Annotated in this window: 10 protein-coding genes; 5 read left to right on the plus strand and 5 right to left on the minus strand. The window is 63.3% G+C overall.

Annotated features, from left to right (window positions below; translation table 11 throughout):
• Positions 1-166: 166 nt before the first annotated feature.
• Positions 167-2,065 (minus strand): PAS domain S-box protein, encoded by a 1,899-nt coding sequence (locus HS122_03125; protein ID MBE7537391.1) that lies wholly within the window; start codon positions 2,063-2,065, stop codon positions 167-169.
• A 24-nt stretch (positions 2,066-2,089) separates the two neighbouring features.
• Positions 2,090-3,019, minus strand: a complete 930-nt coding sequence (locus HS122_03130) for an HDOD domain-containing protein (GenBank protein MBE7537392.1) — start codon at positions 3,017-3,019, stop codon at positions 2,090-2,092.
• Between the two features lie 159 nt (positions 3,020-3,178).
• On the opposite strand from HS122_03130, the gene HS122_03135 reads away from it, so the two are divergent.
• The 4 genes from HS122_03135 to lhgO all read left to right on the plus strand — a co-directional run bounded on the left by HS122_03135 (position 3,179) and on the right by lhgO (position 10,774).
• The gene (locus HS122_03135; GenBank protein MBE7537393.1) at positions 3,179-5,101 is read left to right on the plus strand and encodes a tetratricopeptide repeat protein; all 1,923 of its coding nucleotides are present in this window, start codon (positions 3,179-3,181) and stop codon (positions 5,099-5,101) included.
• Positions 5,098-7,077, plus strand: a complete 1,980-nt coding sequence (locus HS122_03140; protein ID MBE7537394.1) for a tetratricopeptide repeat protein — start codon at positions 5,098-5,100, stop codon at positions 7,075-7,077. The genes HS122_03135 and HS122_03140 overlap by 4 nt, the downstream gene beginning before the upstream one ends.
• A gap of 175 nt (positions 7,078-7,252) precedes the next feature.
• On the plus strand, positions 7,253-9,535 hold the full coding sequence (locus tag HS122_03145; protein ID MBE7537395.1) for a tetratricopeptide repeat protein: 2,283 nt from the start codon (positions 7,253-7,255) through the stop codon (positions 9,533-9,535).
• A 9-nt stretch (positions 9,536-9,544) separates the two neighbouring features.
• Entirely contained in the window at positions 9,545-10,774 is a 1,230-nt protein-coding gene (gene lhgO, locus HS122_03150; protein MBE7537396.1) for an L-2-hydroxyglutarate oxidase, read from the plus strand.
• A gap of 18 nt (positions 10,775-10,792) precedes the next feature.
• Here the strand turns inward: lhgO and HS122_03155 are convergent, their stop codons facing one another.
• Together HS122_03155 and HS122_03160 are read right to left on the minus strand one after the other, a co-directional pair.
• A complete protein-coding gene (locus HS122_03155) occupies positions 10,793-10,993 on the minus strand; it encodes a hypothetical protein (GenBank protein MBE7537397.1) in 201 nt (66 codons plus the stop codon).
• A 117-nt stretch (positions 10,994-11,110) separates the two neighbouring features.
• Complete coding sequence (locus tag HS122_03160) at positions 11,111-12,487, minus strand: dicarboxylate/amino acid:cation symporter (protein MBE7537398.1); 1,377 nt, start codon at positions 12,485-12,487, stop codon at positions 11,111-11,113.
• Between the two features lie 151 nt (positions 12,488-12,638).
• On the opposite strand from HS122_03160, the gene HS122_03165 reads away from it, so the two are divergent.
• A complete protein-coding gene (locus HS122_03165) occupies positions 12,639-13,025 on the plus strand; it encodes a Dabb family protein (protein ID MBE7537399.1) in 387 nt (128 codons plus the stop codon).
• Positions 13,026-13,096: 71 nt separating this feature from the next.
• Here HS122_03165 and HS122_03170 read toward each other — a convergent pair whose 3' ends face one another.
• On the minus strand, positions 13,097-14,410 hold the full coding sequence (locus tag HS122_03170) for a Gfo/Idh/MocA family oxidoreductase (protein MBE7537400.1): 1,314 nt from the start codon (positions 14,408-14,410) through the stop codon (positions 13,097-13,099).
• Between the last annotated feature and the right edge of the window lie 32 nt (positions 14,411-14,442).

Below are 14,442 nucleotides of genomic sequence, written 5' to 3' on the forward strand. Positions count from 1 at the left end.
TGGAATCTCCACGGATCATCGCCCGGATTACATCGACCCACTCCGGGCCCAGTTAAGCAGTTGTCCAAACGGCCTGCTCCGATCAAATCCTTTCGCAGGCCAACTACATTTCGAGCGACACACATCGTTTCAGCGGCCGGCGGAGAGCACCCATCTTGGCGTGCATTCAGGCACGCGGTTCATCGAGCGACTCCCGCAGCAGCCGACCCAGTTCATGCAGGCGATAGGGTTTTGAGATGAACAGGCGCTGGCCCTGTTTTTCCAGACCGGCCTTCACCTCGGGCGCAATGTTGCCGCTGACCACAATCACCTTCGCCTTGGGGCGGATCCGCCTGATCGTCGTGAAGACCTCGACGCCCGAAACCTTCGGAAGATTCAAATCGAGAAGCACCGCGTCTATGGTTCCCGGATTTCCAAGCAGAAATTCCAGCGCTTCACCTCCGTCTGAAACGGTGCGCACCTTGTAGCCGCGCATCTCCAGCACAACGCGCAGCAATGTGCGCAGGCTGCTTTCATCCTCCACAACAAGCACGGTCTCGGTGCCGACCGGAATCTCAGTCGCGGCGCCGTTCTCATCGATCAACCCCTGGCTGTCCGCGAGTTCAATCGGCAGGTACACCAGAAACGTGCTTCCCTGACCGGGCGTGCTTTCAAGGTCGATGAACCCCTTGTGATTCGAGATCACGCCATAAACCACCGACAGCCCGAGTCCGGTGCCGCCAGCCTCCTGCTTCGTTGTGAAGAATGGCTCGAAGATCCGCTCCCGCACCTGCTGCGGTATGCCGCACCCCGTGTCGGTCACCCTGATGCAAACATACTCGTGGCGGGCGTCGGCGTTCAGACGGCTGATTGACAGCCCGGACACCTTGCAGGTGGAAACCGTGATCCTTCCCCCGTCGGGCATGGCGTCGCGCGCATTGACGCACAGGTTCATCACGACCTGCTGCAGTTGGTTCTGGTCTGCTGCTATCAGAGGCAGCCCGTCGGCGAGTTGAAGTTCGAACGCAATCGTGCGCGGAAACGTTTCGGCAAACATGCCGCCGAGGTCGCGGATCAGACGGTTCACCGAGACAGGACGATAGCTCACCTCCGCCTTCCGGCTGAACGTGAGAATCTGCCGCACAAGTCCGACCGCGCGCTGCGACGCATTGTAGATCTCCTTCAGGAAGCGCTGCTGGTCCTCGTTGCCGGCCGACCTTGCCATCGCGATCTCCGTGAATCCGCTGATGATCGCCAGCATGTTGTTGAAATCATGCGCGATCCCCCCCGCAAGCGTGCCCAGGCTCTCCATCTTCTGGGCCTGGCGAAGCTGGTCCTCGAGCTTCTTGCGTTCCGTGATGTCCTCGCGAAGGCACAGCAGGTGGGTGATTTCGTCAGAGTGGTTGCGGATGGGTGACACCTGCACGAACTCCCACACCTTCCTGTCGTTCTTGCACGGGGTGCAAAGCTCGCCGCGCCACTCCCTGCCCGCGCTGACCGTCGCAAAGAACCGCTCGTAGTCCGAATCATTGCTGAATCCCGTGCGCAGGACCTGGATGTCCTTTTCGAAAATCTCCTCGAGCGTGTAGCCGGTGATCTGCGTGTAGCGCGGGTTCACGTACTGCACCAGCCCCTCCGGTGTCGTGATGACCACCGCCAGGGGCGACTGCTCAACCGCGTTGGCCAGCTTGTGGAAGTGCTCCTCGGAAAGCCTGCGCTTGGTGACGTCCCGTCCTATGGCGCGGAAGGCGACAATCAGTCCCTCCTCATCGCGAACGGCATTCTCCTCCCATGCAATCCAGCGCCAGCCCTGGGCGGTCAGCCACCGGTCCTCATGGGAACATCTGAACGGCGCGTGGGCAAGCCGCTGGGTGCAGTGCTTCCAGCTCTTGAGGTCATCAGAGTGTATCAGCACGCTTGGATCGGAACCGCACCAGTTCTGCACCGGCACGCCAAATTTCCTGGCGAAAGCCTGGTTGACAGCGACAACCCGCCCGTCCGGTCCTCGCACCAGGGCCAGCTCAACGCTGAGCTCCCACGGGGCGACCAGCGAGTCGGTTCGGGTGACTGGCGCGGTTGGAATCATGACGAGGCGCCGTGACCTCGCCGGTCAGACGAGACCGCTCAGAACGGTCGGCAGGCGCTGCACGCTGTTTGAAAGCGCAGCCCGTGCAATTCTGGTCTCCTTCTCCCCGTCGCCGTAGAGGATGGTCCAGCCTGACAGCTTGAGCCAGGCTTCATCGGGAATCGAAGCGACCTTTTCGAATCCTCCAGGAATGCCCGCATAACGAACCAGATGATCGGCCACCTGCACGGCGGCCGCGTAGAATCCATGATCGGGCGCGGATTCCGGAGCATTGTGGTAAAGGACCGCATCCGTGATCTCCGCCGAAAGCTGGTGACGCTGGAGATAGTAGCCGCCAATGCGCGCATGATCCCATCCGATCAACGAGCGCTCGGCCGCACAGACATCCTCTGGAGACGCATAGGTCTGCTCGACGATTTGTCCGAACTCGGTGGGAAAGGCCGTGGCCAGGACCACCTTGCCGACATTGTGAAGCAGTCCGATGATGTAGTCGGTGTCGTCGTCGATGAGCAGCGTGGTTGTGGCAAGAATCTCGCGCGTCATTATCGCCGCTCCAATCGAGTGCTTCCACAGTTCGCGCCAGGGCAGCCGAAGCGGGGAGCGCGAGATTTTTTCAAGCTCCTCGATCACGGGAGTGGCCATCGACAACTCACGAATCTGCCGCAGCCCGAGATAGAACACCGCCTCCTCTATGTTGTTCACCTTCGCCGTCAGTCCAAAGTAGACGCTGTTGACCATCCTCAGGAGACGCGCCGTCAGCGACGGATCCCGGCGTATGATCTCGGCAATCTGGGAATTGAAACTCTGTTCCGAATTCACCAGCCCCGCGAGCGCCCGGTTGATGCTTTGCAGCGACGCCAGCTTGGGACACGCATCGACCCGCTTCATGATTTCAGAGTCACTGTAGGTCTGCGTGGACATCAGGGTTGGACCTTGCGAGACGGTGGTGGACATGTTGGCGTCGTTGCGCGGGCTTGGCGGAAATGGGCGGTGTATGCCGTGCACAGGGAATCGGCGGCGCACGCGGGAAGTTTAGGGGTTTTTTGCCGCGCGACAGGGGAAACTACTCAAGCGCCGCAGGCACTTGCCGAAGGATGTCAACAGCCCGGCCTCATGGCTCACAACAAAACACACGTTCAGCTCCAAGCTGCCTTGTCACACCATCGTGCGGGGCGCCTGCGGGAGGCAGCGGACCTCTACGCCCGGCTGCGGCGGATCGATCCGAGGCATTTCGACGCCTGCCACCTCGGGGGAACGGCTGCGCTCCAGCTGGGGAATCCGCTCGAATCCATCCCGCTCTTCAAGCAGGCGCTCAACATCGATCCCCGTTCCGCCGTCTGCGGCATGCGCCTCGGCCTAGCCTGGCTCGCATCCGGACACGCGAGCGAGGCGGTGAAACAACTTCGCCTGATCACTGAGAGGCACCCGCAGTTTTTCGAGGCGTGGGACAACCTTGGCATGGCCTTGAAATCGGCCGGTCTGATCAACGACGCCTTCGCCGCGCATCACCACTCGGTTGAAATTCAACCGCGGTATGCGTCCGGTTGGTACAATCTGGGGCACACACACTCGCTGCTCGGCCGCAGCAGCGAGGCGCTTGCGTGCCACGATCGCGCGCTCGCCATCGATCCCGGACATGCCCTCGCTCACTTCGGACGCGGCCAGGCCCTCCAGCAGCTTCACCGCATTGAGGAAGCCATTGCGGCCTACGACCGCCAGCTCCTGCTCAATCCGGATCACCACGAATCTCGCAGCTCCCGCCTCTTCGCGCTCAATTATCTCCCGCTCCGTCCGAGAGAAACCGTTTTCGCCGAACACGCCGAATTTGGCGAACGGATTGAGGCTGCGGTCAGGCGCGCCACAGCCCTGACCGACACAGTGTCTCATGACGCCCGGCCTGGCTCCGAACGCCGACTGCGAATCGCCTTCGTCTCCCCCGACCTGCGCACCCACGCAGTCGCCTGCTTCCTCGAGCCGCTGCTCGCGCATCTCGACCGCACACGGTTCGAAACCGCCCTCTATCACGATCACTACGTCGTGGATGGCATGAGCAATCGCCTGCGCGCGCACGCCGCGATCTGGCGGCACATCGTCGGCATGCCTGACGACGCCGTTGAGCGTCTCATACGCGACGACTCACCGGACATCGTGATCGATCTCGCCGGACACACCGGACTCAACCGCCTGCCGCTCTTCGCCCGCCGGCTCGCCCCCATGCAGGTCACCTTTCTCGGCTATCCCAACACCACGGGACTTTCGACGATCGACTGCAGGTTCACGGACACGCTTGCGGATCCCAGTCCGGAATCGGACGCCTATCACACGGAGCGGCTCGTGCGATTCAGTCCCTGCGCCTGGGCCTTCCAGCCGCCGGCGGATTCACCTGAAGCGCCACGTCTGCCCTGTTCCGACGGACGGGGAGTCGCATTCGGCTCCTTCAACAATTTCTCCAAGATCTCCGACTGCACCCTGGCACTCTGGAAAAGGATCCTCGACGCCGCGCCCGGCTCGCGACTTGTGCTGAAAAGCTCGACGGCGACGGACTCCGCATTCCCGAGGCGACTCGCCCGCTGCGGACTCGATGCCAGCCGGATCGAAATGCTCAGCCCCGCCAGTTCCATCAGGGACCATCTCGAGATGTACGCCCGCATGGACATCGCGCTCGACACCTTCCCCTATCATGGCACCACGACGACGTGCGAGGCGCTGTGGATGCAGCGGCCCGTGGTGACCCTCGCCGGTGACCGCCATGCAAGCCGGGTCGGCGTCTCATTGCTGAGCGCCATTGACCGTCGTGACTGGATCGCCCGCTCAGAATCCGAGTACGTGGAGATCGCCGCGCGGCTTGCGGCTGACCGCCCTGTATTGGAAACGACGAGTGCGCAGCTGCGGGACTGCCTTCGCAAGAGCATCCTCTTTGATCATGCCGGACAGGCCGCTCGATTCGGCGCCGCGCTGCAGGCGTGCTGGAACGAACAAAACAGAGCGGCAGAACCCTCCGCACCTGAACATGCGCGGCAGACCGCCACCACATGACTCCCGCGAAGATCCAGAACGTGCTGCAGACCGGCCTCGCGCACCACCGTGCGGGTCGCCTGGAGCAGGCCGCCGCCTGCTACGACCAGGCGCTCAAGGCCGTGCCAGGACTCTTCGACGCCGCGCATCTCGCCGGCACGGTCGCGTATCAACGCGGCAACTACACGGATGCGGTCAGTCTTCTCTCCCGCGCACTCACGCTCGATCCGCGCTCCGCGCCCTGCGCCATGCGCCTGGGAATGGCCCTGTTTTCCCACGGGCAGCCGGAGCAGGCGGAGAGACACCTGCGTGCATCCCTTGCCCGACAGCCGTCCGCTGCGGAAACCTGGAACGGACTCGGGCTCGTGCTGCGCGCACTCGGGCGTCCGCCGGAGGCCATCGAGGCATTCAAACGCGCGCTTTCCCTCCAGCCGGCCCTTGCCGAGGCCCACGACCAGCTGGGAGCGCTCATCGCGGACACCCAGGGGCTCTCCCACGCCATTCCCCATTTTCAGAAGGCAGTCGAACTGGATCCGAATTTCGCCCCGGCCTGGTGCAATCTCGGACTTGCCCAGGTGCAGACCGGTGACACCGGGGCGGGCATGGTTTCACTCGACAGGGCGCTTTCAATCAATCCACGCTTCACCCAGGCCCTGCTTGGCAGGGGGCTCGCCCTTCAACGAACCAACCGCATTGAGGAGGCGATCGCAGCCTATGATCGAGCGCTCGAGGCCGATGCCGGGAATTTCGAAGCCCGCAGCGCACGCCTGCTCTGCCTCAACTACCTCGACGGCATGGATGCGGCGCGCCTCTTCGAGGAACATCGGGCTTTCGGCAGACTGCTGGAGACGGAACACGCCGTGCATCTTCACACGCAAACCTCCACCGTCGTGCGCGCGCGCCTCCGTGTCGCCTTTCTCTCACCCGATCTGCGCGCCCACTCGGTCTCGTATTTTATCGAGCCGCTTCTGCGGCACCTGAATCCCTCGCAGTTCGACGTGATTCTCTACCACGATCACGCCGTTGCGGATGCAGTGAGCTCGCGGCTGCGGCAGCATGCGGCTCTCTGGCGAAACTTCGCCTCACAGCCCAATCGCTGGGCCGAGGAACAAATACGAAAGGACGGCCCGGACATTCTCGTCGACCTGGCCGGGCACACCGGCTTCAACCGCCTGCCGATGCTGTCCAAGCGGCTCGCCCCGGTCCAGGTAAGTTACCTGGGATACCCCAACACGACCGGCCTGCAGGCAATGGATTTCCGTTTTACGGATGATATCGCCGATCCTTCCCCCTCGAGCGACGCCTTTCACACTGAACGACTCGTGCGATTTTCACCTTGCGCCTGGAGCTATCAGCCGTCCGCCACCGCACCTGACGTGGCCCCTCCGCCGTGCGTGACTTCGCCGGAAGTCACCTTCGGTTCGTTCAACAACGCCGCCAAGTTCTCGCCGCACACGCTCGAGCTCTGGGCCGCGGTTCTGTCCGCTGTTCCAAGGTCCCGCATCTTCCTCAAGGGGCACGGCATCGACGATCCTGCATTTCAACAGCGACTGCACTCTTTCATGGAGAAACACGGAATCTCCGGCGACAGACTCTCATTCGCCGGACGAACAGCCGGGCTCGAGGCGCATCTTGGGCTGTACAACAGGATCGACGTCGCCCTCGATACCGCCCCCTACAACGGCACCACTACGACGTGTGAAGCGCTGTGGATGGGGCGGCCCGTCATCACGCTCGCCGGGAACCGACACGCCAGCCGCGTCGGCGCGTCCCTGCTCGCCGCCATCGGCCACTCCGAATGGACGGCGCGCACCGTCAGCGAATATGCCGGACTCGCCGTGCAACTCACCCGTGACAGGCAGGCCCTCGCCGCACAAGCGGACCGCCTTCGCAATCAAATGCTCGGGAGCGTGCTCATGGACCACGCAATGCAGTCAAAACGATTCGGAGACGCCCTGCGCCAGTGCCACGCATCAATGACACAAGCAGCCGCATGAGCAGGCGCATTCCCAAAGACCAGCTCGAGGCAAATTATGCCGCCTGTGCGCCCCAATGAGGAAAACCCCCTGATCGCTCCGACTATATTCAAACTATTGTTATTGTTAGTTACTGTTGCACCGCATTTTATACCACTAGTTTTGGCATCGGCCTACAACATGCTTTACGACGATCATGCTTCCTGGCTCCACTGACATTTCCCCCTCTCCGAGTCCTGCATCAGCCAAACAGACCCTGCCAGACGCCGCGGTGTCGTCCCTGTGCGAAGCGCTTCGAAACGGATTGAAGGATCTGCTCGCAGGAGCCGGCACACAGTCCGCCCGGATGGCCGACACGTTCCATGCGTTGCGGCAGGACTGCGCCACCGCGATCGCCCATCTTCCAAAAAAGCAGATCAAGAGCCCGGTAGCCGACGAAATCCGCGCGCTGGTCAGGGCGGTGTCGGATTCGGGTATCCAGGATTCCCCTACAAGCGCGCCCGATCTTGAGCTGGCGGGAAAATTCGCATCCGAGTTCCCGGGCGGCCCGGGGCTGCTCGCGGCGATGCTTCTGACCGCCGCATGGCAGTGGCCCGAGGCACCGACGCTGAGCCGCGTGCCGGACGAGCTCTGGGGCGACTACACCGCCTGGCTGTTCGCGCCAGTCCAGGGATTCTGCGCACCCGGTCATGTTGAAACACATGCCGCGCACACGCTGCGCCGCCTGGAGGATCTCATTGCGTGGACCGACCGAAACCTGGGGTCCAGGACGGTGCGGGCGGCGCTGGACGCCTACCTGAACACCGCCACCTGCATTCCGCTCTATTTTGCCGAGGGCAGCCTGCGCATGCACGCCGAACTGCGCGGCCGGCTTCTGACGAAGGCCATGAATGCGCATCGCGACGTGCATGATCCCGCCCCCGAACTGCGCTTTGGGCGCAGGCTCAGGATCGGTTTTGTCAACCGCCACTTCGGGCCGCAGACCGAAACCTACACCACGCTTCCGACGTTTGAGCAGCTCGATCCCGAGCGCTTCGAGGTTCACCTTTTTGCGCACAAGCTGACCGGATCTCCCCTGGAAGCCCATGCAAGGGAGCACGTCCGGGAGCTTCATCTGCTTCCCGAGGATTTCTCCGAACAACTGGCCAGCCTGCGCGACGCCCGGCTCGATGTGATCGTCTTCGGCACCAACGTGACCGCCGTGTTCAACGAGGTCGCCCGCCTGGCCCTCTATCGCAGCGCCCCGCTTCAGGTCGTCAACAACTCCTCCTGCATCACCTCGGGCCTGCCCCACATCGACCTCTATGTTTCCGGGTCGCTGACGGAATCCGCTGACGCACAAGCGCACTTCAGCGAGCGCCTCGGCCTGCTTCCGGGCGCCGCGCATGCCTTCAACTACGATGCCGACCGCCAGGAGCCCACAACGCAATGGACCCGCGAGGCTCTCGGCGTGCCGGACGACGCGGTGCTCTTTGTCACCGCTGCCAACTATTTCAAGATCATCCCCGAGGTGCAGGAAGCCTGGGCGCGGCTGCTCGCCGCAGTTCCCGGATCTCACCTGCTTGTCCACCCTTTCAATCCGAACTGGGCCTCATCGTACCCGATCGACCGCTTCTGCGCCGCATTCGACCGCGTCCTCGCCGCACACGGCGTCGATCCGGCACGCCTGAAGGTGTCAACCGCGCGCTTCCCATCGCGTTCGGATGTGAAATCGCTCCTGAGCGTGGGCGACATCTATCTCGACACCTATCCGTTTGGAGGCGTCAACTCGCTGATCGATCCGCTCGAGCTCGGCATTCCAACCATCGCCTGGGAGGGCGGCTGGTTCCGATCGCGCATGGGAGCCGCGCTGCTGAGGAGCCTCGGGCTCGAGGAGCTGATCGCCACAGACGAGAAATCCTACATCGAAATCGCCACCCGGCTCGCACGCGATCCTGGTGCGCGTCTCACGCTGAGAACCTCGATTTCACAATCGATGGAGCGCACGCCGCAGTTCCTCGATCCCCTGGCCGCGAGCGATGCGTTCGGAGCCCTGATCGAAACAGCGTTTGACGAGTTGGCGGAACTGGGCCCCGCATCCTTTCGCGCCAGCCCCAGCCCGCTCCTGGCGCGTGAGTCCCCGCCGCTGGACTCCGCCAGCCGACACCGTCACGGCCTCGATCTTCTCGCCGCGGGTCGCTATCCGCGTGCGGCCGCCTATCTCTCCTCCGCAGTCCAGCACGATGAATCGAATGCGGGACTCTGGTACGACATCGCCCGAGCCTACCGCGCCGCCGGCGGCCCGCAATCCGCCGTCCAGGCGCTGGAGACAAGCCTGCGACTCGATCCCTCAAGGGTCGACTCGTGGATCCTGTTGTTTGAACTCGCCGAAGCCGCGGGCTCAACGGAACTCGCACGGGAGGCACTGGGGTGCGCCATGGAAATCGCGCCCTCGGACATGCGGGTGATCCAGCTCGCCGGCAGGGTCAACGTGGCCTAGGTTCACCGCATGAACGTCGTCATTGTCGGCGGAGGCATTGTTGGCCTCGCGACCGCACTGGCTGTGAAAAACCGCCAGCCCGGAGCGCGGATCATCCTGCTTGAAAAGGAAGCGTCACCCGGCCTCCACCAGAGCACCCACAACAGCGGCGTGCTTCACGCGGGCCTCTACTACCGTCCGGGTTCCCTGAAGGCCAGACTTGCCGTGGAAGGCATCGTCCGCATGACGCGCTTCTGCGAGCGGCACGCCATCGCCCACCGGATATGCGGCAAACTCGTTGTCGCCACAACACCCGAGGAGGTGCCCCGACTGCGCTCCTTGCACGACCGGGGCGCAGCCAACGGCCTCCGCGGACTTGAATGGCTGGCGCCGGAGGCGTTCCGCGAAATCGAGCCCCACGCAGCCGGTCTCGCCGCGGTGCGCGTTCCCCAGGAGGGCATCGTTGACTACGCCGCGGTCTGCGACGCGATGACAAGGGAGTTCACCGCCTCGGGCGGCACCCTGCGATCACGGACGCGCGTGACCCGGATTCAGCAGGACGGAAGGGCATGGATGGTCATGACAACCGCCGGAGAATTTCGGGCCCACCTTGTCATCAACTGCGCCGGTCTTCACAGTGACCGGGTCGCCGAATCCTCGGGGGAATCCCGCGATGTCCGCATCATCCCGTTTCGCGGTGAGTACTACAAGCTGCGGAAATCGGCCGAGTATCTCGTCAAGCATCTCATCTACCCGGTGCCCGACCCCACCTTCCCCTTCCTCGGAGTCCATTTCACACGCCTCATTCACGGAGGCGTGGAGGCGGGGCCAAACGCAGTTCTCGCCTTTGCCCGCGAAGGCTATTCGAGGTGGAGGATCAACCTTCGCGACCTCATCGATGCCCTTGCCTTCAAGGGGCTCTGGGCCTTCACCCACGCGCACAGGAGCATGGCTCTCGACGAGCTTCGCCGATCCTTCAGCAAAAAGCTTTTCTGCCAGTCCCTCCAGAAGCTGGTCCCCGCCATCCAGGAGTCCGATCTCGAAACCGGAGGCGCGGGCGTGCGCGCGCAGGCCATGCGTCCCGACGGCACTCTGGTCGACGACTTTCACATCATCGAGCGCCCCGGCATCATCCACATCCTGAATGCCCCCAGCCCCGCCGCAACCGCCTCGCTTGCGATCGGCGAGCATGTCGCGGAGCGGGCGCTCGCGCAGCTACCGGTCCCCAGTGCGCCCGTTCCAGTCGCGGCTCACTCGTGATCCGCGTCTGAAGCGGGACTAGGCGAACGTGAGTTCGCGCAGCGTGCGGCCGCTCGCGCGGTCAACCTCCATGGCGACCCAGCGCTGCTCGCCGGGCTGCCTGTGCCGGTTCCTCTCGCTGACGAGCCGGGCGACATGCGTGAGGTCGGGATCGCTTTCCTTCGGCGTCACGCGAAACCCGTCGCGATTGATGGCGTAGAGATGAAACAGGCGCTTCATGGGGCGATCATGATCCGGGCAATGTGTCGTTTCCGCGGTTCACATCCTGCGTATCCATTTCTCCATCACAAGCGGTTTTCCAGCCGCATTATCACCTACGCGCAACTACGGACTGCTTCACTCCGCTGCTGACAGTGGTCCAGGCTCGTCGGCCGCCGCCCCCTTTGAAACCAGCACCGCGCACACCAGGTCACCGGTCACATTCAGCGTGGTCCGGGCCATGTCGAGAAACCGGTCGATGCCGAGGATGATCGCAATGCTCTCCCCGGGCACCTGGATCGAAACCAGGACACCCACCACGAGCGGCAGCGATCCGCCGGGCACGCCCGCGGTGCCGAAACCCGCCATGATGCACATCAGGGCAACCACGACCTGCTGGCCGAGCGAGAGATCGACACCAAAAACCTGGGCCAGGAAAAGCACCGTCACGCCTTCATAGAGCGCGGTTCCATTCTGATTCGCGCTGGCGCCAACCGTAAGGACGAAGCGGCTGATCTTCCGGGGCAGCCCGAGATTCTCCTCAGCCACACGCATGGAAACCGGCAGCGTCGCATTGCTCGAAGATGTGCTGAACGCCGTTATCATCGCCTCCTGCGTCTGCTTGAAAAACTGGAGCGGCGACTTTCCTCCCACGAATTTCAGCAGAATGGAGTACGTGACAAACTGGTGCAGCAGCAGACCCAGCACCACGACGCCCACGTAGAACGCCAGGCTCCTGACGATGTCCATGCCGAGCGTCGAGGTGAGCGCGAAGCCGAGGCAGGCGACGCCGACAGGCGCGAGCAGCATGGCGAAGCCGATGATGCGCATGCAGACATCGAAGACCCCCTGGAAAACCTGCACCAGCGGTCTCATCCTCTCGGGCGGCGCCATCGCCATCGCGACACCGAAGAAGAGGCTGAACACCATCACCGAAATGAGCCCGCCACCAGTGTAGTTGGGCGTGAAGGCATTGACCGCCTCCTGGAGCGGATTCTGCGGAACGAGCGCCAGCAGGGTCTCAGCCAGCGGCGCCTTTTTGGTCCCCTGCTCGACCTTCTGCGCAACGGCGCCGCCGTACTTCGCGGTGAGTTCGCTCCTGGTCTCCGCAGGCAGATGCGACCCCGGGGAGAACACGTTCACGAGGACCAGGCCGAGCAGCACGCTGGACCCCGCCAGCAGCAGCGTGAAAAGGACCGACTTCAGGCCGACCTTGCCGAGTTCCCGCAGGTCCCCCATTTCCGCAATGCCCAGGACAATCGCGGAAAAGACGAGCGGGATCACGATCATGAAAATGAGGCGTATGAACAGGGAACCGACCGGCTTGATGACGTTGGCCAGCCACCAGTCGAGCTGGGCGACCGCACCCGCCTCCGTCACGTTCTGTTCGACGATCAATCCGGCCACGGCACCAATGAGCAGTCCGACCAGAATCTGATTGGCCAGCGGCCACTTCCAAGGTTTGAGGGTCACGCCATCAGCTTGCTGTTGGGAACGGAACACCCGCAACCCCATTCTTCGGGTACAATGATGGCGCACGCTTTGAAACCCGCCAGTCCACCGTTGACACCCCGACGCTTGATGTCACCTAACCCACCTTGAGCCCGGACTCGCGTTTGAACCACCGGACTCCCCAAAACATCAGACCATCCTCGGAATTCGAAACATGAAAAAACTATTGATGAGTTTCCTCGTCGCCCTCGCCCTTGCCGGCGCCACGGCCACCTTCGCATCTGAAACATCCCCCAAGAGCGTCATCCACGTCGTGACGGTTGCCTGGAAGAAGACAGCCACGCCGGAGCAGATCCAGGCCGCCATCGACGGCGTGCATGCGCTGCCGGCCGCCTACAAGGGAATCACCCGCGTGTGGACCAAGGCCATCAAGGTCCAGAACCCCAAGGGCGCGGAAGTCGCCAAGACCCACGTGCTCGTCATGGAGTTCGCGGATGAGGACGCCCTGAAGAACTACACCGATTCGCCCGCGCAGAAGGAGTGGTACAAGTCCTACATTGCGGCCCGGCAGACCAGCACGACCTACGACATCACAAACTGAGCCCGCACGGCTGATGTCCTTTCAAGCCGCCCCTTTGCCGGGCGGCTTTTTTTTCGCCGCACACCAGCCGTTCAGGCGGTGAAGGGATGCCTCCAGGGGGCGCGGTATTCACGTTTCAGATACGCCGAGGCGCCGGCGTTCCCCACGATCTGCTCCCTGCCGGCATCCCAGGACAGCCTGCCTCCGGTCTTGAGGGCGATCATCGCCAGCTTCACCGCCGTCGTCGACAGGTGGGCGTCCGCGATGGTGCAGCTCGCCCGGCCCCGCCCGCGAACGGCGTCGAGAAATTCCGCCATGTGCGCCATGCCGGCGTCGGTCCGGGTCTCGGTCACGACCCGCTCCGCTCCCTTCTTCGCGGGCACATGAACCCATTTGTTGTCATTCACCCAGACCGTGCCGTTCTCACCGAAGAAGGTGACTCCGATGTTGATCTCGGGAGTGTATTCCTCCGCCCCCCAGATCCGGTGCCGCCAGCTCACAGGGCATCGATCGTACTCGAAATGCGCCGTCAGGGTGTCGGGCGTGGTGATCCTCCCCTTGAGCTCATAGAGTCCGCCTGCGGCCGAAATCGTCGAGGGGGCGGCAAGATTGAGTATCACCCGCGCGGCGTCGATCATGTGAATGCCCCAGTCGTACAGATGCCCCTGCCCGACGGCTTCCTCGAGTCGCCAGCTGACGTGCCCCACCTGCTCACTGTACGGAATGAGCGGGCCCGGGCCGCACCAGAGATCCCAGTCGAGGCTGGCCGGCGGATTCTTGTGCGAGGGATCCTTCAAGCCGACCTTCGTGTTGATCTGGGCCTCGGCCTGCACGACCCTGCCCAGCCGGCCCTCCGCAATGAACTGCCTGACCGCCTTGAACGCCGCGCTCTGCCGGCGCTGGAATCCGACCTGCACGACCTGGTGCGGGCGCTTCGCGGCGGCGTCAACCATGGCTCGCCCTTCGCGCACATCGTAGGACACCGGCTTCTCCAGATAGACGTGCAAACCCTTGTCCAGCGCAGCGAGGAACGGCAGCGCATGCCATTGTGGCGGAGTTGACAAAATGATCGCCTCCAGTCCCGGGGTTTCCAGCAGCTCCGTGTACAGCTTGAAGGTCCTCGGCCGCGAGCCTTGGAGCTTCTCGATCTCCTGCGCGCTCTTCTCCAGATGCTCGCTGTCGACATCGCAGACCGCCAGCACTTCAACCCCGCCCGCCTTGAACGCCGCGCGCGCATTGACCATGCCGTACCAGCCAACCCCGATCAATCCAACCCTGACCTTCCTCGGGGATGGCTGGCTCGTCGCAGGCGAAGACGCCTGCGCAATCAGTGAGCGAAGAGGTGCGACCGTGGCGGCTCCAGCCGCAACGGTGCCAAGAAACCGGCGTCGATTGAGGGGGTTCATGCCTCCAACCTAGGGGCCGGCCCCGCGGTAAC

The sequence above is a fragment of the Opitutaceae bacterium genome (assembly GCA_015075305.1).
Taxonomy (GTDB): domain Bacteria; phylum Verrucomicrobiota; class Verrucomicrobiia; order Opitutales; family Opitutaceae; genus UBA6669.

What these genes read in the sequence shown, in the direction of transcription:
- lhgO (MBE7537396.1), top strand. Translation starts at nt 9,545, where the DNA reads ATGAACGTCGTCATTGTCGGCGGAGGCATTGTTGGCCTCGCGACCGCA.
- HS122_03125 (MBE7537391.1), bottom strand. Translation starts at nt 2,065, where the DNA reads ATGATTCCAACCGCGCCAGTCACCCGAACCGACTCGCTGGTCGCCCCG.
- HS122_03130 (MBE7537392.1), bottom strand. Translation starts at nt 3,019, where the DNA reads ATGTCCACCACCGTCTCGCAAGGTCCAACCCTGATGTCCACGCAGACC.
- HS122_03145 (MBE7537395.1), top strand. Translation starts at nt 7,253, where the DNA reads ATGCTTCCTGGCTCCACTGACATTTCCCCCTCTCCGAGTCCTGCATCA.
- HS122_03170 (MBE7537400.1), bottom strand. Translation starts at nt 14,410, where the DNA reads ATGAACCCCCTCAATCGACGCCGGTTTCTTGGCACCGTTGCGGCTGGA.
- HS122_03160 (MBE7537398.1), bottom strand. Translation starts at nt 12,487, where the DNA reads ATGGGGTTGCGGGTGTTCCGTTCCCAACAGCAAGCTGATGGCGTGACC.
- HS122_03135 (MBE7537393.1), top strand. Translation starts at nt 3,179, where the DNA reads ATGGCTCACAACAAAACACACGTTCAGCTCCAAGCTGCCTTGTCACAC.
- HS122_03165 (MBE7537399.1), top strand. Translation starts at nt 12,639, where the DNA reads ATGAAAAAACTATTGATGAGTTTCCTCGTCGCCCTCGCCCTTGCCGGC.
- HS122_03155 (MBE7537397.1), bottom strand. Translation starts at nt 10,993, where the DNA reads ATGAAGCGCCTGTTTCATCTCTACGCCATCAATCGCGACGGGTTTCGC.
- HS122_03140 (MBE7537394.1), top strand. Translation starts at nt 5,098, where the DNA reads ATGACTCCCGCGAAGATCCAGAACGTGCTGCAGACCGGCCTCGCGCAC.